Raw genomic sequence first — 16,918 nt, forward strand, 5'->3', positions numbered from 1 at the left:
GCTATGATCGTCTTCGGGGCATGAGGAGAGCAATATGATCCGCCTAGCCGTGCCCGCGATCCTGCTTCTCGCCGGGCTGACCGCAGCCGATGCCGCGCAGCATCGCCCCGATCCCGCCATGGCCAAGATCGAGAAGCAGTTGAAGGGCCTGACCCCTGGCGCACCGCTACGCTGCCTGCGCCGTGATCAGGCGAACCAGATTCTGACCGCCGACGGCGTGATCCTCTATGTCGCGGGCAAGAGCCGTGCATGGCGCAACGACGTGGTCGGCCATTGCAACGGGCTGGCGCGGGGCGACGTGGTGGTGACCAGGAGCATCAGCGGCCAGCTTTGCGACGGCGACATCGTCCAGACACGGGCGCCGACCGGGGGCATGTTCACGGGCAGCTGCTCGCTGGGCAAGTTCACCCCCTATTCCAAGTAAGGAGAGAGCGATGCGCTGGGCATTATTGACGATCGGAGCTTTCCTGTTCGCGGGATGCACGGCGAGCGCCGAGCAGAGCGCCTCGCGCCAGGCCGAGGCGGACCGCGACCTGGCCAAGGCGATCGGCGACCGCACGGCCGGCAAGCCGACGGACTGCATCAATTCGAGCACCAACAATGACGGGCCGCAGATCATCGACCACAAGACGGTGATCTACCGCCAGGGCCAGCGGGTGTGGGTCAACACCCTCGAGGCCGAATGTCCGAGCCTGGAGCCGTTCAACACGATGATCGTCGAGCTGCACGGATCGCAGATCTGCCGCAACGACCAGTTCCGGATCCTCGAGCCAGGGAGCAGCATTCCCAGCGCCTATTGCCGCTTCGGCAAGTTCACACCCTATTCCAAGCCGAAGAACTGACGCCATAAGTCCTCCCCGAGCTTGCTCGGGGAGGACTGTTTTACAGCACGTAGCGGCTGAGATCGGTGTTGCGGGCGATGCTCGCCAGCTGGCTGTCGACATAGGCCGCGTCGATCACCAGGCTGGTGCCGGAACGGTCCTCGGCGTCGAAGCTGACTTCTTCGAGCAGTTTCTCCATCACCGTCTGGAGGCGGCGGGCGCCGATATTCTCGATCTCGGCATTCACTTCCGCCGCGATCTTGGCGACTGCGCGAATGCCGTCATCGGTGAAGTCGATCGTCACGCCCTCAGTGCCGAGCAAAGCGGCATATTGCGCCACCAGGCTCGCCTTGGTGTCGGACAGGATCGCGACGAAATCCTCCTCGGTCAGCGCCTTCAGCTCGACGCGGATCGGCAGGCGGCCCTGGAGCTCGGGGAGCAGGTCCGACGGCTTGGCGACGTGGAACGCGCCGCTCGCGATGAAGAGGATGTGATCGGTCTTCATCGGCCCGTATTTGGTGGCGACGGTGGTGCCCTCGATCAGCGGCAGCAGGTCGCGCTGCACGCCCTCGCGGCTCACCGAGCCGCCGCGCACGTCCGACACGGCGATCTTGTCGATCTCGTCGAGGAAGACGATGCCATTGGCTTCCGCATCCGCCAGCGCGACGCGGCTGACCTCGTCCTGGTCGAGGCGCTTGTCGGCCTCTTCCTCGACGAGCTTGTCCCATGCACGGCGCACGTTGAGCTTGCGGCGCTTGAGCGGCGCGCCGCCGAACGCCTTGCCCATCATCTCGGACAGGTTGATCATCTGCGCCCCACCGCCGGGGATCTCGAACGGCATTTGCGGGGCCTGCTCGATCTCGATCTCGATCTCGGTATTGTCGAGCACGCCGTCCTGGAAGCGCTGCTTGAACGCCTCGCGGGTGGCGGTGCTGGCATCCTTGCCGGTCAGCGCGTCGAGCAGGCGGCCCATGGCGGCTTCCTCGGCCTTGTCCTTCACCGCGGAGCGGCGGCGTTCCTTCTCGAGCCGGATCGCTTCCTCGACCAGGTCGCGGGCGATCTGCTCGACGTCGCGGCCGACATAGCCGACCTCGGTGAACTTGGTGGCCTCCACCTTCACGAAGGGCGCGTCGGCGAGCTTTGCCAGGCGGCGACTGATCTCGGTCTTGCCGCAGCCAGTGGGGCCGATCATCAGGATGTTCTTCGGCGTGACCTCGTCGCGCAGGTCGGCCGAGAGCTGCTGGCGGCGCCAGCGATTGCGCAGCGCGACCGCGACCGCCTTCTTGGCGTCCTTCTGGCCGATGATGTGCGCGTCAAGCGCTGCGACGATGGTCTTGGGGGTAAGCTTGTCGTTCATTTTCTTCTCTGTTCCCCTCCCGCTTGCGGGAGGGGCTAGGGGTGGGCTCGCGCTATCCGCAAGCGATTCATTGGAGGAGGACGGGCGCCCACCCCCCGCATGCGGGGGAGATGGGTTCAATTGACGCTGTCGAGCGTCTCCACGGTCAGGCGATCGTTGGTGTAGACGCAGAGCTCGCCGGCGATCTTCATCGCCTTGCGGGCGATGGTTTCGGGATCCTGCTCATATTCGATCAGCGCGCGCGCCGCGGAGAGGGCGAAATTGCCGCCCGATCCGATCGCCGCGACGATGCCCTCCGGATGGCCTTCGGGTTCGAGCACGTCGCCGTTGCCGGTGATCATCAGCGTCAGCTCCTTGTCGGCGACAAGGAGCATCGCCTCGAGGTTGCGCAGATATTTGTCGGTCCGCCATTCCTTGGCGAGCTCCACCGCAGCGCGCAGAAGCTGGCCCTGGTGCCGCTCCAGCTTAGTCTCGAGTCGCTCGAACAAGGTGAAGGCGTCCGCGGTCGCACCGGCAAAGCCGGCGATGACCGAGCCGTCGCCCAGGGGACGAACCTTTCGCGCATTGGGTTTCATGATGGTGGGCCCTGCCGAAACCTGGCCGTCACCGGCGATCACGACTTTGCCCGATTTGCGCACGGAGAGAATGGTCGTGCCGTGCCACGCATTGGAATTACCGCTCATGGAGGCGGATATGGGGAGCCGTTTCGCTTACGCAAATATCCCCGCACCGCGTTCGCCCGAGATCAAGACTTTCGCATTCTTGCGGGCAAAAATTATGGTAGTGCGGCGCCAGGCCGGCATCATTTGGTTTCCGCTCATGGCGAGCGACAGGGGGAGCAACCGCGGACACTCAATCGAGGCTTCGACCTTCCGTTCCGGCCAGCCTCCGCGCGCGATCCCAGTAACTGAAATCCACGAGGGAGGCAGAATAGATGGCCAGTGAATTTCCGGAGACGCCGCCTGCGGGCACGGGACCGCGCATCAAGCGGATATTGCTCGAGCCCAAGGCGGAATGGGCGCGCATCGATGCCGAGCCGGCGACGGTAAGCGGGATCATGACCGGATGGGTCGTGCCGCTCGCCGCGATCGGGCCGGTGGCCGGGCTGATCGGCTCGTTGCTGTTCGGCTATGGCATTCCCGGCATCGTCTCGGTCCGCCCGTCGCTGATGTTCGCGCTGACCACCGCGATCGTCGCCTATGTCTGCGCGCTGATCAGCATCTTCGTGCTTGCCCTGATCATCGACGCGCTGGCGCCCAGCTTCGGCGGCACCCAGAATCGCGTGCAGGCGATGAAGGTGGCGGCCTATTCGGCAACTGCCTCCTATGTCGCCGCCATCTTCCAGATCATACCGCCGCTCGCGATCCTGGGCATATTGGGTCTCTACACTTTGTATCTCCTGTATCTCGGCCTGCCGCGCCTGATGAAGGCGCCGGCGGAAAAGGCGGCCGGCTATACGGTGGTGACAATCCTCTGCGCGGTGGTGCTGTACCTGGTCGTGGGCTGGATCGTCTTCTCCTCGACGGCGATGTTCGCGTCGCGCGCGATGTTTCCCGCCACGGCCGGCGGCAGCGTGACCGTTCCCGGCGTCGGGACGATCGACACCGCCAAGATCGACGAGGCCGCCCAGCGGATGCAGGCGGTCACCGATCGGATGCAGAAGCAACAGGCGGCCGTCGCCGATGGCAAGGCGCCCGCGCTTCCGCCCGAACAGCTTGCCGCGATGCTGCCCGCCTCGATCGGTGGCTGGAACCGCACCGCGACCGAAAGCTCTTCGGGCGCCGCGGCCGGGATCGGCGGGTCGAACGCCCAGGCGACCTATACGTCGGGCGACAAGCAGTTCCGCCTGTCGATCACCGATGCCGCGCTCGCCGGAGCCATGGGCGCGATGGGCGAGGCGATGGGCGTCCAATCGAACCGCGAAGATGCCGACGGCTATGAAAAGGTCGGCGTGGTGGGCGGCCGGATGACCACCGAGAAATGGCAGAAGAGCGGCAGCGGCACCTATGGCGTCCTGTACGGCAGCCGCTTCATGGTCGAAGCCGAAGGCGAGGCGCCCGACATGGCGACGCTGAAGAGCGCGGTCGGCGCGGTCGACGCCGCCAAGCTCGAGTCGCTGGCGAAATAGCAACAAGCATCGGGGCTGCGTTCGCGCGGCCCCGATTCACCTGAGTATTCGGACCTAGGCGGACAGGATGCTCCGCACGAGCCCGACGAGGATCCAGCCCAGACCGATCACGACCGCCCATGCCAATATGGCGCCGGCCACGATCGCGACCGAGCGCATCCCAAGCGGCAGCCGTTCGGGATGCTCTTCCGCCTCGCCAATCGCGCCGGTCTCGAGCGGCAGGGCGATCGGCGTCATCGGCGGCGTCGCCAGTGCGGCGCGCAGTTCCTGCACGGTCAGGGCCGCAAGGAATTCGCAGCCGTAGAGATACTCCGTCCGCCGGACGACGCGCGCCTCGCGCATGCCGATGCCCGAAAGGCCAAGGCCGATCTCGGTACCGATCGCGAGCTCGGTAGGGGCGGTGACGCTGAATCCGCTTTCGGACAGATCCTCAACCGTGACGTCGATCGGTGACCAGTCGGAATCGCGCAGCGTCGCGTCGCGCTCGACCGTGTGCCGTTCCGCCCATCGGGTATCCCGGTACAGATACGCTACCAAACCCATGTCGCTCACTCGCTCCTGCCCGGGAATAGCGATGGTCATAAAAGGGTTTAGGGGCCGTAAATGGTATGCCGCAAAGCTGTGGATTATAGATCCAGCGCGGGTGTGAATTGACAATGCTGCAGTGCGGGAGCAAGCGGCCCGCAGCTGGCGACTCGCCGGCGATCAGGAACCGATGAACACAATGCCAAGCGACAGTAGTCGATTGTACGCGCCGTCGAGGGCGATCCGCCGAGCCTGATCCGTCAGTCTCGCCCGGGCGCCGTCTACGGCACGCCCATGAGGTGAGACATGACCAATATGCCCCCTGCCAGCCGGGGCGTGGCAAGCTTCTCGCGCTTCCTGCGCGTGACGCCGGCACCGAGCTGGGCCGATGCGATCGCCTTCCTGTTGCTGGGCGGAATCGCGATCCTTGTCATCCGCGGCGCCGAGGGCATGGCCGAGCCGCTGTCGCGCCTGCGCATCGCGCCGGTGACGCTCGATCCTGCGAACCTGCCCGGCTATGCGCTGCGCACCACGCTCCGCATGTTCGCCGCGCTGGGCGCGTCGCTGCTGTTCACCTTCGTGATCGCCACCCTGGCCGCGAAAAGCCGCCGCGCGGAGTCGGTGATCGTGCCCGCGCTCGACATCCTCCAGTCGGTGCCGATCCTCGGCTTCCTTACCTTCACCGTCACCTTCTTCATGGGGTTGTTTCCCGGACAGCAGTTCGGGGTGGAGCTGGCGGCGATCTTCGCGGTCTTCACCAGCCAGGCCTGGAACATGGCGTTCAGCTTCTTCCAGTCGCTGCGCTCGGTGCCGACCGATTTGGAGGAAGTGACGCGCGGCTTCGCGCTGTCGCCGTGGCGCAAGTTCATCCGGCTGGAACTGCCCTTCGCGACGCCCGCTCTGGTGTGGAACGCGATGATGTCGATGTCGGGCGGCTGGTTCTTCATCGTCGCGTCCGAAGCGATCAGCGTCGGCAACACCCGGATCATGCTGCCGGGCATCGGGTCCTGGCTGGCGCTGGCGATCGACCGGCAGGACTTCCGCGCGATCGCCTGGGCGGTGGGGGCGATGGCAATCGTCATCCTGCTCTACGATCAGCTCGTGTTTCGCCCGGTGGTCGCCTGGGCCGATCGCTTCCGCTTCGAGCAGACCGCGTCGCAGAACCCGCCGCAGAGCTGGGCCTATGACCTGTTCCGCCGCACGCGGCTGCTGCCGGTCTTGTTCTCGCCGCTGACCGGCCTGGGGCGGCTGATGATGGCGCTCGACCGGCGCCCGGCGCGCAAGGCGCGGAGCGCGCGGCGCGCGGGCTCGAGCCGGCTGGGGCAGGGGGTGTGGCTGGCGGGGCTCGCGATCGCGCTTTCCGCCGCGGCGTGGCTGATCATCGGCTATGTCGCGCGCAACCTTGCCTGGAGCGATGTGCTGACGGCACTGGGCCTGGGTTTCGTGACCATGATCCGCGTGCTGGTGCTGATCGCGCTTGCCAGCCTGGTCTGGGTGCCGATCGGCGTCTGGATCGGACTGCGCCCGCGCTGGGCTGAGCGGCTCCAGCCGGTCGCGCAGTTCCTCGCCGCCTTTCCGGCGAACGTGCTGTTCCCCTTCGCGGTGCTGGCGATCGTCCATTGGCATTTGAACGTCGATATCTGGCTGTCGCCGCTGATGGTGCTCGGCACCCAATGGTACATATTGTTCAACGTGATCGCCGGCGCGAGCGCGATCCCCAACGATCTGCGCGAAGCGGCGGGGATGTTCGGGGTGCGGCGCTGGCAATGGTGGCGCACGCTCGTGATCCCCGGGATCTTTCCTTATTACGTGACCGGCGCGCTCACCGCCTCGGGCGGATCGTGGAACGCGAGCATCGTCGCCGAGGCCGTGAGCTGGGGCAGCCAGCGGCTCGAGGCGACCGGGCTGGGCGCCTATATCGCGCGCGCCACCGCCGCCGGCGACTATCCGCGCGTGACCTTGGGAATCGCGGTCATGTCGATCTTCGTCATCGGCTTCAATCGGCTGCTTTGGCGACCGCTCTATCGCTTTGCCGACCGCCGCCTGCGGCTCGGCTGACCTTCACGACCAGGAGCTGTCTTATGGCTACCGACCTCGCCCGCCTCTTCCCCACGCGCCCGCTCGTCAATGTCGAGCATGTGCGCCACCGCTACGGCAAGACCGGCGGCAGCGGCCTGCTGGTGCTCGACGATGTCGATCTGACCTTGAACGAGAATGAAGTGGTCGGGCTGCTCGGCCGGTCGGGATCGGGCAAGTCGACGCTGCTGCGCTCGATCGCCGGGTTGATCACGCCCGACGAAGGCTCGATCGGCTTCGTGGCGGGCGAGGACGGCGCGGCGCCGACCGTCAGCATGGTCTTCCAGACCTTCGCGCTCTTCCCCTGGCTGACCGTGCTCCAGAATGTCGAGCTCGGGCTCGAGGCGCAGCGCGTGCCGGCTGAGGAGCGCCGCACCCGCGCGCTGGCGGCGATCGACCTGATCGGCCTAGACGGCTTCGAGAACGCCTATCCCAAGGAGCTCTCCGGAGGGATGCGCCAGCGCGTCGGGCTGGCGCGCGCGATCGTCGTCAATCCGTCGCTGCTGCTGATGGACGAGCCGTTCTCGGCGCTCGACGTGCTGACCGCGGAGACGCTGCGCACCGACCTGCTCGATCTCTGGTCCGAGGGGAAGATGCCGATCAAGTCGATCCTGATCGTCACGCACAATATCGAGGAAGCGGTGCTGATGTGCGATCGCATCCTGGTCTTCTCGTCGAACCCGGGGCGGGTGGCGGCCGAGATCAAGGTCGATCTGCCGCAGCCGCGCGACCGGCTGGATCCGGCGTTCCGCGCATTGGTCGACGACATCTATGCTCGGATGACCGCGCGCGCACCCGAGCCGGCGCGCGACGGCGCGGTGCAGGGCCCCGGCATCGCCATGGCGCTGACCGCGGTGCCGACCGACGCGCTCTCGGGCCTGATCGAGGAAGTCGACGCCACCTTGTTCGACGGTCGGGCGAGCATGGCCGATCTGGCCGACGAGCTGCAGCTCGAGATCGATGAGCTCTTCCCGATGGCGGAGACGCTGCAGCTGATGCGCTTCGCCGATCTCTCGGGCGCCGATCTCGCGCTGACCCCGCTTGGGCGGCGCTATGCGGTGGCCGATGTCGACCAGCGCACCGCGATCTTCGCCCAGGCGCTGCTCACGCACGTCCCGCTTGCCCAGCACATCCGCCGCATCCTCGACGAGCGCGCGAGCCACACTGCACCCGCGCGCCGCTTCCGCGACGAGCTGGAGGATCACATGTCGCCGGACTATGCCGCCGAGACGCTGCGCGCAGTGACCCAATGGGGCCGCTATGCGGAGATCTTCGCTTATGACGAGGATGCGGACCAGTTCAGTCTGGATGATCCGAGCTGAGGTGCGAAACTGCCCGCCGCTTTTGCGCGACGGCGATCCACTTGTCCCTTATTGAGAAGACTGGTCGGGGCGACAGGATTCGAACCTGCGACCCCCACACCCCCAGTGTGATGCGCTACCAGGCTGCGCTACGCCCCGACCAAGGGTGCGCCCTCTATGCCGCTTGGACGCGGGATGCAAGACGCTGCGACAATAGTTGCGCGTAGTTTGAACGCATGTTAGCGCCCGCGCCTTGAACGGGGCCGGCTTCCGCGCCCCGCCCTCAGGCTTTTCGGGAACCCATGTTCGCCACTCCAGCATATGCACAGGCCGCGGGCGCGGCAGGACAGTCCGGCGGCGCAGGCGCTATCATCTCGCTGCTGCCGCTCGTCCTCATCTTCGTGGTCTTCTATTTCCTGATGATTCGTCCGCAGCAAAAGCGGATGAAGGCGCTCCAGGAATCGGTCCAGTCGGTCAAGAAGGGCGACACGGTCGTCACCGCCGGCGGACTGATCGGCAAGGTCACCAAGGTCGATGAGACCGAAGTCGAGCTCGAGCTTGGGCCGCAGGTGAAGGTCCGCGCGGTCAAGCACACGCTCGCCGAAATCCGGCCGCTCGGCGGCGGCAAGCCAGCGAACGACTGATGCTCGATTTCCCGCGCTGGAAGGTCCTGTCGATCACGATCGGCCTGGCCATCATGATTCTGCTCGCGGTGCCGAGCTTCGTGCCCAAGGACATGCGCGAGACCTGGCCGAAATGGATCCCGCACCCGGCGATCAACCTGGGCCTCGATCTGGCCGGCGGCTCCTATCTGCTGCTGGAAGCAGACACCAGCGACGTCGCCCAGTCCAAGCTGGAAACCAAGCGCGACGAAGTGCGCAGCGAGATGCGCCGTGATCCGCGAGTCGAGATCGGCGATATCTCGGTCCAGGGCGGCAAGCTGAGCTTCATGGTGCGCGACCCCAGCAAGGTGGATGCCGCGCGCGAGAAGCTGCTGACGATCACCGGAAGCGGCGTGGGCAATACCGGCCAGCGCGAATGGGACATCGCCGTCGTCGATTCGACGCGCTTCGTCCTGACACCGACCAAGGCGGGCATCGATCAGTCGATCGAAACCGCGATGAACGACGCGCGCGAAGTCGTCGACAAGCGCATCAACGCGCTCGGCACGCTCGAGCCTACCGTGGTGCGCGAAGGCAATAGCCGCATCGTCGTCCAGGTGCCCGGCCTGCAGGATCCGAGCGCGCTCAAGCAGCTGCTTGGCAAGACCGCCAAGCTGGAGTTCCGCCTGGTCGACACCACCGCCGATCCCGCGCGCGGCGTCGTGCCTCCGGGCTCGGTGTTGCTGCCCTATGCGGAAGGCGGCGGCCAGATCGCCGTGCAGCGCCAGGTGATGATCACCGGCGACATGCTGACGACGGCCAACCAGACCTATGACCCGCAGACCGGCGCGCCGGGCGTGACGCTGCAGCTCGACGGCGCGGGCTCCAAGCGCTTCGCCAAGGTGACGCAGGAAAATTCTGGCAAACCCTTCGCGATCATCGTCGACGGCACCGTCATCTCGGCGCCGCGGATCAACGAGCCGATCCTGGGCGGCAGTGCCGTCATCAATGGCGGCTTCACCGTGCAGAGCGCCAACGAGCTCGCGATCGCGCTGCGTTCGGGCAAGCTGCCGATCGCGCTCAAGGTCGTCTCTGAAAACACCGTCAGCCCCGAGCTCGGCGCCGATTCGATCAAGGCGGGCATCACCGCGTCGGTTATCGCGGTCGTCGCGGTCATCGCCTTCATGATCCTGACCTATGGCCGCTTCGGCATTTATGCGACGATGGCGGTGGTCATCAACGTGCTGGTCATCCTGGCGGTGATGGGCATGCTCACCGCGACGCTGACCTTGCCGGGCATCGCCGGCTTCGTGCTGACGATCGGCACCGCGGTGGACGCCAACGTGCTGATCAACGAGCGCATCCGCGAGGAGCGGCGGCGCGGGCGCAGCGTGACGCAGGCGGTCGAGCTCGGCTACAAGGAAGCCAGCCGCACCATCTTCGAAGCCAACGTGACTCACGCCATCGCCGGGTTCATCATGCTGATCCTGGGTTCGGGGCCGATCCGCGGATTCGCGGTGGTTCTGCTGATCGGCATCGCGACCTCCGTGTTCACCGCGGTCGTCTTCACCCGCATGCTCGTCTCGATCTGGGTGCGCAGGAATCGCCCCAGCGAGATCCACATTTAACGGAAGCGCGGCACCATGCGGCTCCTCAAGATCATCCCGGACAACACGAACATCGCGTTCGTTCGCATCCGCCACATCGCGTTTGCGGTAACTGCGCTGCTGACCGTCGCCGCATTGGCGTTGCTCGCCACGCGCGGCCTAAACCTCGGCGTCGACTTTGTCGGCGGCGTCTCGATCGAGGAGAAGTTCGAGACACCGCCGCCGCTCGACAAGGTGCGCTCGACGATCAACGGCCTCGGCTTCGGCGAGACGACGCTGCAGCAGCTCGGTGGCAAGAACATCGTGTCGATCCGCCTGCCGCTGCCCAAATCGACCGCGCCGGACGCGGTCGACAAGATGGTGGAGCAGGTGAAGAGCGCGCTGGCGACGAAATTCCCTGGTGCGACCTTCAGCAACTATTCGACCGTCTCGGGTAAGGTTTCCGATGAGCTGATCCAGAACGGCATCCTCGCCGTGTTCCTGGCGATCATCGGCATCGCGATCTTCTCGTGGTTCCGCTACGAATGGCAGTTCGGCGTCTCGACTGCGGTCGCGATCATCCACGACGTGCTGATGACGCTGGGCTTCTTCGCGCTGTTCCGCGAGCTGTTCACCTTCGACCTCAACATCGTCGCCGCGGTGCTGACGATCATCGGCTATTCGATCAACGACAAGATGGTGATCGACGACCGTATCCGCGAGAATATGCGCAAATATCGCAAGATGGGCATGAGCGAGCTGATCGACCTTTCGGTCAACGAGACGCTGCCGCGCACCGTCATGACGTCGCTGACGATCATGCTTGCGCTGGCGTCGCTGCTGATTTTCGGCGGCCACGTGCTGCGCGGCTTCACTGCCGCGATGATGCTGGGCATCGTCGTCGGTACCTATTCGTCGGTGTACGTCTCGTCGTCGCTGCTGATCACGCTCGGCCTCAAGCCCGGCGTGCGCGAGGACCGGGCCGAGCAGTCGAACGCCGAGCGCGTGCGGGCCAAAGAGCTTCCCTGAGGAAGATGACCGGATGAAAATGGAACGCCGCAGCGCGGAGGGGCCGGTGATTTCCGGCTTTTCGGGGCGCGGCTTCCGCGTCGACGAGAATGTATACGAAGGGCTGCTGATCACGCCCGAGCGCGCCGATAGCTGGTCGCCCCCGCCGATCACGGAGCTGAGTGAGGCGGATATCGCGCCGTTGCTGGCATTGAATCCGCAGCCCGAATTCCTCCTGCTCGGTACCGGCGCCACTTTGGTGCGCCCGCCGCTGGCGTTTACCCGAGCGCTGGGCGAACGCGGGATTGGCGTCGAGGCGATGGACAGCCGTGCCGCGGCGCGCGCCTGGGGCGTGCTCCGCGCCGAATTGCGCTGGGTCGCCGGAGCGTTGTACCCGCTGGACTAGGACGACACCGTCGCGCCCGCCGCGTCAGTGCAGCTTCAGGCGACCGGACACCCGGCGATGCAACAGTCGCGACAGGGCCAGCAGGAGAGTCCGTCGGATGCCGATGATCGCTCGGTGATGATCAAGGTGCAGCCCCATATAGACCCATCTGGCGATCAGCCCTTCGATCAGGAAGTTCGGCCCGGCCAGGCCGCCCATCAGCGAGCCGACGCCCTGGCCCTCGCCCAGCGACACCAGCGAGCCGCGATCGCGATAGACATACGGACCCCGATCCCGCGAGGGATCGGCGAGAACGCGGGCCAGATAGGCTGCCTGCTGCGCCGCTGCCTGGGCACGTGCCGGAACGGGCTTGCCGTCTGGGCCGGGCGCTTCGGCGCAATCGCCCATGGCGAAGACGCCAGGCGCGGAGGTGCGCAGATGATCGTCGACGACAAACTGGTTTAACCGGCCGATCGTCAGGCCGAGGGAGCGATTATGCTCCGATGCCTTCACTCCTGCCGCCCAGACGATCAGATCGGAGGGGATCAGGCCCTGGCTGGTGTCGAGCCGGTCAGCATGGACGGCGACGACATTGGCATCAGTCAGCAAGCGGACGCCCTTGGCCTCGAGAGCGCGGGCGGCCTTCGCGGCAAGCTTTTCGGATAGGCCGCCCAGGATATGCGGCGCGGCCTCGACCAGCGTCACCTGCAAATCGAAGCGCTGGTCCGGCGCCAGCCCGGCGGAAAGTTCGTCATGGCCCTCGATCAGTTCGCTCGAGAGCTCGACGCCGGTCGCGCCAGCGCCGACGATCGCGATGTTCAACGTCCGGTTGTCGGAATAGGCCGCGGCGAGAAAGGCAGCGGTCAGGCGCTCGTTGAACGCCTCGGCGTCCGCGACGTTTTCCAGCAGATGTGCGTGCTCGGCGGCGCCCGGCGTATCGAACAGGTTGGAGCCGCTGCCTATCGCCAGCACGAGAGTACGAAAGGGGATCGAGCGGCGGCCGACCAGGACCTGCCCGTCCTTGTCGCGTATGTCGGCAAGCTCGATCGTCTTTGCGTCGAGATCCAGGCCGATCAGATCGCCGAGCGCGAAGCTGAAATGATTGCGGCGGGCGAGCATCGGATAAGAAAGGCCTTCCTGATGCGCGTCGAGCGAGCCGGCGGCCACTTCGTGCAGGGAGGGCTTCCAGAGATGAAAGATCGAGCGGTCGATCAGCAGGACACGCCGCTTGCCTTCGCTATGGCCGAAACGACGCCCGAGGCGCGCGGCAAGTTCGAGCCCTCCAGCTCCGCCGCCGACAATGACGATGTCCGAGTCCGCAGGCATAGCGTTCTCCCTGGGACGCCATGGCCCGGCATCGCGTCGCCACGGTTCTTAGCGCGAAATGGCTTCGGGCATAATCATAGCTGCGCTTGAAAGGCCGGCCGGCCGAACTTTCGTCGTCCGCGCGGTCGCAGGCTCGAAACGCAAAAGGGGACCGGCATCGCTGCCAGTCCCCATGTCACCGGACTTCAGCTGCCTGATCCCGAAGGATCTCGCGGCCTGGTTTCGGCGGCATGCTCCACTCGCGCCGGCAAGGGCATGCGAGCTTCGCGTCGGTCACCGAGGCCGGATGATGTTCCTGTCCGAGGACAGGCTATCCTTTCCGGCCTTCGGCGGCCCGCTCCAGACCTGACCCGGGGGGACAGTTCTGAAGCCTTGCGGGATACATTTGCCCGGATTTTTCTTCCACCGCCGCATTGCTTGCGCAATGCGAGTGCTTTCCGAAAACTCCATCGGGCGAGTCTGCCACTTCGATGTCGCTTGCGCGACCTCTCCGCTTTCGCCTCAGCCAGGCGTTCCGACCGCTTCCCGAAATCGCCGCGTCGCTTGCGCGCCGCCTTGTTTTCGCTGGCATCGAAGGCCTCGCATCCCCCGAACCGTCCTTCTGTGGTTTCCCGAAGGCACCTGCATCTGTTCGATCCGGTGTAAGCTCTTGATCCTGCTTTGGTTTCCCGCTGCCTGACCGCCTTCTTACAGTTATGATGGTGTCATCGAACCCGAGTCGCGCAAAGCACGAAATAGGGCGTCGGGCCTGTTGATAACGTGGATAACGGGGACAACGCCTATCGCGCGCCAGGCCACCAGCCCGGCGGGGCGAGTTCGAATCGGGCAAATTCGAAGCCCGGTACGACGATACAGCTCACCAGCGCCCAGCCGATGTTCGCCTCTGTCGATTGCCAGCGACTCGCCGGCACCAAGCACTGGGGCGAATAGCCGGCGAGCACGTCGCCGCCAAGCCGAAAACTACGGATTTCCGCCGAATTTTCGTCTGCGATCATCACGTCGAGCGGGGCGCCGGCATGCCAGAGCCAAAGCTCATCGGCATCGACGCGGTGCCAGTGCGAGCGCTGGCCAGCCTCGAGCAGGAAGTGGATCGCGGTGCCGCCGGCGCGCTGGCCCGGCGCTGCGTCGGCGCGCCAGGTCTCGCGATACCATCCGCCCTCGGGATGCGGCGCCAGACCGAGCGCCTCGATGATCGCCTTGGAGTCTTCCATCCCTCTCTCCCGAACCTGAACGGCGCGTAGTGTGTGGTTCATGCAACCTGCTCTATCGACGGGACGTTACGGTGCCGGTAGCAATTCAATGAAGTAAAAAATGGGAGTGAAAACATGCGTAAACTGATGCTCGCGCTCGGCGCGATGTCGCTGGCGGCCCCCGCCGCCATGGTCCTGCCGACCACGACGGCCCAGGCCAAGTCCTATGAATTCAAGGCGGACCAGCACCGCGGCTATCACAAGAAGCGTTACGCGTATCGTGAGTGGCGCGGTCGTGACGGCCGCACCTATTGCCGCAAGCCCGATGGCACCACCGGCCTGCTGGTCGGCGCAGTCGGCGGCGCGCTGCTCGGCCGCACGATCGATACTCGCGGTGACCGCACCGCGGGCACCGTGCTCGGCGGCGTCGCCGGCGCGCTCGCGGGCCGCGAGATTGATCGCAGCAGCAGCAATCGTCGCTGCCGCTAACGCCTGTCGGGTCAAGGCACGCGGAGCATTAACCAGCGCGCGCTATAAGCGCCCGCGATGCTTCGCGTGCTGATCCTCTCGACGCTGTTTCCCGACGCGTCGCGCCCCAATTTCGGCATCTTCGTCGAACGCCAGACGCTGTCACTGGCGACGCGCGACGATGTTGAGCTGCGCATTGTCGCACCGCTGGGCGTGCCGCCCTGGCCGCTGAGCGCGCATCCCCGTTATGCTGCGCTGAACGCGCTTCCCGACCATGAGCAGTGGAAGGGGGTGCGGGTCGACCGGCCCAAATTCCTCAATCTTCCCGGCACCGGCGGGCGCTTCCACGGCGCGATGCTGGCGCGGGCGCTGACGCCGCTACTCGAGCGCATCCGGCGCGATTTCCCGTTCGACGTGATCAGCGCCGAATTCTTCTTTCCCGATGGCGTCGCCGCGGTCGCGCTCGGGCGGCGCTTTGGCGTGCCGGTGTCGATCAAGGCGCGGGGATCGGACATCCACCAATGGACCAGGAAGCCCGGCATCGCCCGCCAGATCGTCGCGGCGGGGCAAGCGGCGGACGGTCTGCTCTCGGTCTCGCTGCCGCTGCGCGACGACATGATCGCGCTGGGCATGCCCGGCGAACGGATCGAATGCATCGTCACCGGCGTCGACCTAGCGCGCTTCGCGCCGCGCGACCGGGCAGAGGCCAAGGCGGCGCTTGGCGTCTCGGGGCCGCTGGTCCTGTCGGTCGGCGCGCTGATCCCGCTCAAGGGGCATGACATCGTCATCGACGCAGTGGCGAAGATGCCGGAAGTCCATCTGTGGATTGCTGGGGAGGGCCCGGAGCGTGCACACCTCACCGCGCAGATCGCGGCCCTGGGACTCGGAGACCGCGTCCGGCTGCTGGGCCCGGTGCCGCATGACGATGTGCCGAAGATGCTCGCCGCCGCCGACGCGATGGCGCTGGCGTCCTCATCCGAAGGGTTGGCCAATGCCTGGCTAGAAGCGCTGGCGAGCGGAACGCCGGTGGTGATCCCCGATATCGGCGGCGCGCGCCAGGTAGTGACCAGCCAAGCGGCTGGCCGCATTATCCCGCGCACGCCCGAGGCATTCCGCAATGCAATCGGTGCGCTTCTTGCCGATCCGCCCGCGCCGACGGACGTCCGGACCGCGGCCGAGCCCTTCACCTGGGCTGCCAACAGCATGCGACTGCACGGTTTCCTCCAGCGGCTGGTGTCCGCGCGCGAAGATACACCGGCGTAACAATGGAACGCTGTGTCCCTTCCACCCGTTCGGTCTTGGGGTGGCGCAGGAGATTGAGCATGACGAGCCGGAAAACCGACAAGGACGAGTCGATCATCGGCCGCGGCGCCGATGCCGCGTCCGGCCGCACCGGCACGAGGCGCCCGACAGATCGGGACAATATTCGCGAAAGGCTCGAGAGCGGCGAACTGGTAATCGAATTCGAAAGCGAAGAGCCCGAAGAGACCCTACATTAAGGCCTTGCGCCCATCTTCGCATCACGCGTTGACAGGAGGGGTGATCCTCCATGACACTGGCGTGACAAAGTGTGGAGAAAATCAAATGGCCGGCAAGAAAGAAAAGAAGGACGGCGCGGAGGGATCGCTGCTTCCGAAAAGCATCGCGGGCATTAAGCTGCCAAAGGAAGTGCGGCGCAAGCTGAGCGACCTGGCCAAGCATCCGATAGTCGCCGATCTGCTCGCCGCGGGTCTGGTCGCGCTGGCCGCCAAGCTCAAGAACGAACCCGAAGCGAAGCCCGCGGCCGCCAAGGCGGACGACAAGCCCAGCGTGGCGGTGAAGTCTGCCCCTGATGGTGCGGCTGCTGCTGCCAAGCCTGTGGTAAAGCGCGTACGCAAGCCGGCTGCCGCCGCGGCAACCGGCAAGCCTGTTGCGACAAAGTCGACCGTTGCCGCCAAGCCCTTAGTGAAGCGCAAGCCGGCCGCTACGGCTAAGCCCGCCGCCGCGGCCAAGCCAGCCGCTGCGGCAAAGCCTGCAACCGCCGTGAAGCCCGCGGCGAAGCGCAAGCCTACCGCCGCGACCGCAAAGCCGCGCGCACCACGAGCCCCCAAGACGAGCGCCTGATCCTCTGCTAGCCTGCGCCCCGGCGGCATCGAGGGGGAAAAG

Annotated in this window: 18 protein-coding genes and 1 tRNA gene; 13 read left to right on the forward strand and 6 right to left on the reverse strand. The window is 65.9% G+C overall.

Features of this window, described 5'->3' with window-relative positions:
* The first annotated feature begins 34 nt into the window (after positions 1-34).
* On the forward strand, positions 35-424 hold the full coding sequence (locus IAG41_RS13750) for a hypothetical protein (RefSeq protein WP_187729236.1): 390 nt from the start codon (positions 35-37) through the stop codon (positions 422-424).
* A 10-nt stretch (positions 425-434) separates the two neighbouring features.
* A complete protein-coding gene (locus IAG41_RS13755; protein ID WP_187729237.1) occupies positions 435-842 on the forward strand; it encodes a DUF6491 family protein in 408 nt (135 codons plus the stop codon).
* A gap of 40 nt (positions 843-882) precedes the next feature.
* On the opposite strand, the gene hslU is transcribed toward IAG41_RS13755, so the two are convergent.
* Complete coding sequence (hslU, locus tag IAG41_RS13760; protein WP_187729238.1) at positions 883-2,178, reverse strand: ATP-dependent protease ATPase subunit HslU; 1,296 nt, start codon at positions 2,176-2,178, stop codon at positions 883-885.
* Positions 2,179-2,294: 116 nt separating this feature from the next.
* Positions 2,295-2,861 (reverse strand): ATP-dependent protease subunit HslV, encoded by a 567-nt coding sequence (gene hslV / locus IAG41_RS13765; RefSeq protein WP_187729239.1) that lies wholly within the window; start codon positions 2,859-2,861, stop codon positions 2,295-2,297.
* A 251-nt stretch (positions 2,862-3,112) separates the two neighbouring features.
* On the opposite strand from hslV, the gene IAG41_RS13770 reads away from it, so the two are divergent.
* On the forward strand, positions 3,113-4,306 hold the full coding sequence (locus IAG41_RS13770) for a Yip1 family protein (RefSeq protein WP_187729240.1): 1,194 nt from the start codon (positions 3,113-3,115) through the stop codon (positions 4,304-4,306).
* Positions 4,307-4,360: 54 nt separating this feature from the next.
* On the opposite strand, the gene IAG41_RS13775 is transcribed toward IAG41_RS13770, so the two are convergent.
* A complete protein-coding gene (locus IAG41_RS13775; protein WP_187729241.1) occupies positions 4,361-4,849 on the reverse strand; it encodes a PilZ domain-containing protein in 489 nt (162 codons plus the stop codon).
* A 288-nt stretch (positions 4,850-5,137) separates the two neighbouring features.
* Between IAG41_RS13775 and IAG41_RS13780 the strand changes: the two genes are divergently transcribed.
* Together IAG41_RS13780 and IAG41_RS13785 are read left to right on the forward strand one after the other, a co-directional pair.
* Positions 5,138-6,889: an ABC transporter permease gene (locus IAG41_RS13780; protein WP_187729242.1), complete on the forward strand. Its 1,752-nt coding sequence runs from the start codon at positions 5,138-5,140 to the stop codon at positions 6,887-6,889.
* A gap of 23 nt (positions 6,890-6,912) precedes the next feature.
* Entirely contained in the window at positions 6,913-8,229 is a 1,317-nt protein-coding gene (locus tag IAG41_RS13785; protein ID WP_187729243.1) for an AAA-associated domain-containing protein, read from the forward strand.
* 61 nt (positions 8,230-8,290) lie between these two features.
* Here the strand turns inward: IAG41_RS13785 and IAG41_RS13790 are convergent.
* Positions 8,291-8,367: transfer RNA gene (locus IAG41_RS13790), tRNA-Pro, on the reverse strand.
* A 143-nt stretch (positions 8,368-8,510) separates the two neighbouring features.
* Here IAG41_RS13790 and yajC point away from each other — a divergent pair.
* The 4 genes from yajC to IAG41_RS13810 are packed head-to-tail and all read left to right on the forward strand — an operon-like array spanning position 8,511 to position 11,810.
* A complete protein-coding gene (gene yajC / locus IAG41_RS13795; RefSeq protein ID WP_187729244.1) occupies positions 8,511-8,852 on the forward strand; it encodes a preprotein translocase subunit YajC in 342 nt (113 codons plus the stop codon).
* The gene (gene secD / locus IAG41_RS13800; protein WP_187729245.1) at positions 8,852-10,438 is read left to right on the forward strand and encodes a protein translocase subunit SecD; all 1,587 of its coding nucleotides are present in this window, start codon (positions 8,852-8,854) and stop codon (positions 10,436-10,438) included. The genes yajC and secD overlap by 1 nt, the downstream gene beginning before the upstream one ends.
* 15 nt (positions 10,439-10,453) lie before the next feature.
* Positions 10,454-11,425, forward strand: coding sequence for a protein translocase subunit SecF (gene secF / locus IAG41_RS13805; RefSeq protein ID WP_187729246.1), 972 nt, complete (start codon positions 10,454-10,456; stop codon positions 11,423-11,425).
* 13 nt (positions 11,426-11,438) lie between these two features.
* A complete protein-coding gene (locus IAG41_RS13810; RefSeq protein WP_187729247.1) occupies positions 11,439-11,810 on the forward strand; it encodes an Mth938-like domain-containing protein in 372 nt (123 codons plus the stop codon).
* A gap of 24 nt (positions 11,811-11,834) precedes the next feature.
* On the opposite strand, the gene IAG41_RS13815 is transcribed toward IAG41_RS13810, so the two are convergent.
* Both IAG41_RS13815 and IAG41_RS13820 read right to left on the reverse strand, forming a co-directional pair.
* Entirely contained in the window at positions 11,835-13,115 is a 1,281-nt protein-coding gene (locus IAG41_RS13815) for an NAD(P)/FAD-dependent oxidoreductase (RefSeq protein WP_187729248.1), read from the reverse strand.
* 779 nt (positions 13,116-13,894) lie between these two features.
* On the reverse strand, positions 13,895-14,326 hold the full coding sequence (locus tag IAG41_RS13820; protein ID WP_187729249.1) for a cupin domain-containing protein: 432 nt from the start codon (positions 14,324-14,326) through the stop codon (positions 13,895-13,897).
* A 114-nt stretch (positions 14,327-14,440) separates the two neighbouring features.
* On the opposite strand from IAG41_RS13820, the gene IAG41_RS13825 reads away from it, so the two are divergent.
* The 4 genes from IAG41_RS13825 to IAG41_RS13840 are packed head-to-tail and all read left to right on the forward strand — an operon-like array spanning position 14,441 to position 16,876.
* Positions 14,441-14,794 (forward strand): glycine zipper 2TM domain-containing protein, encoded by a 354-nt coding sequence (locus tag IAG41_RS13825; RefSeq protein WP_187729250.1) that lies wholly within the window; start codon positions 14,441-14,443, stop codon positions 14,792-14,794.
* 57 nt (positions 14,795-14,851) lie between these two features.
* Positions 14,852-16,036, forward strand: a complete 1,185-nt coding sequence (locus tag IAG41_RS13830; RefSeq protein ID WP_187729251.1) for a glycosyltransferase — start codon at positions 14,852-14,854, stop codon at positions 16,034-16,036.
* 59 nt (positions 16,037-16,095) lie between these two features.
* The gene (locus IAG41_RS13835; protein ID WP_187729252.1) at positions 16,096-16,272 is read left to right on the forward strand and encodes a hypothetical protein; all 177 of its coding nucleotides are present in this window, start codon (positions 16,096-16,098) and stop codon (positions 16,270-16,272) included.
* A gap of 40 nt (positions 16,273-16,312) precedes the next feature.
* Positions 16,313-16,876, forward strand: a complete 564-nt coding sequence (locus IAG41_RS13840; RefSeq protein ID WP_187729253.1) for a hypothetical protein — start codon at positions 16,313-16,315, stop codon at positions 16,874-16,876.
* Positions 16,877-16,918 lie beyond the last annotated feature (42 nt).

The sequence above is a fragment of the Sphingomonas sp. JC676 genome (assembly GCF_014489075.1).
Taxonomy (GTDB): Bacteria; Pseudomonadota; Alphaproteobacteria; order Sphingomonadales; family Sphingomonadaceae; genus Sphingomonas.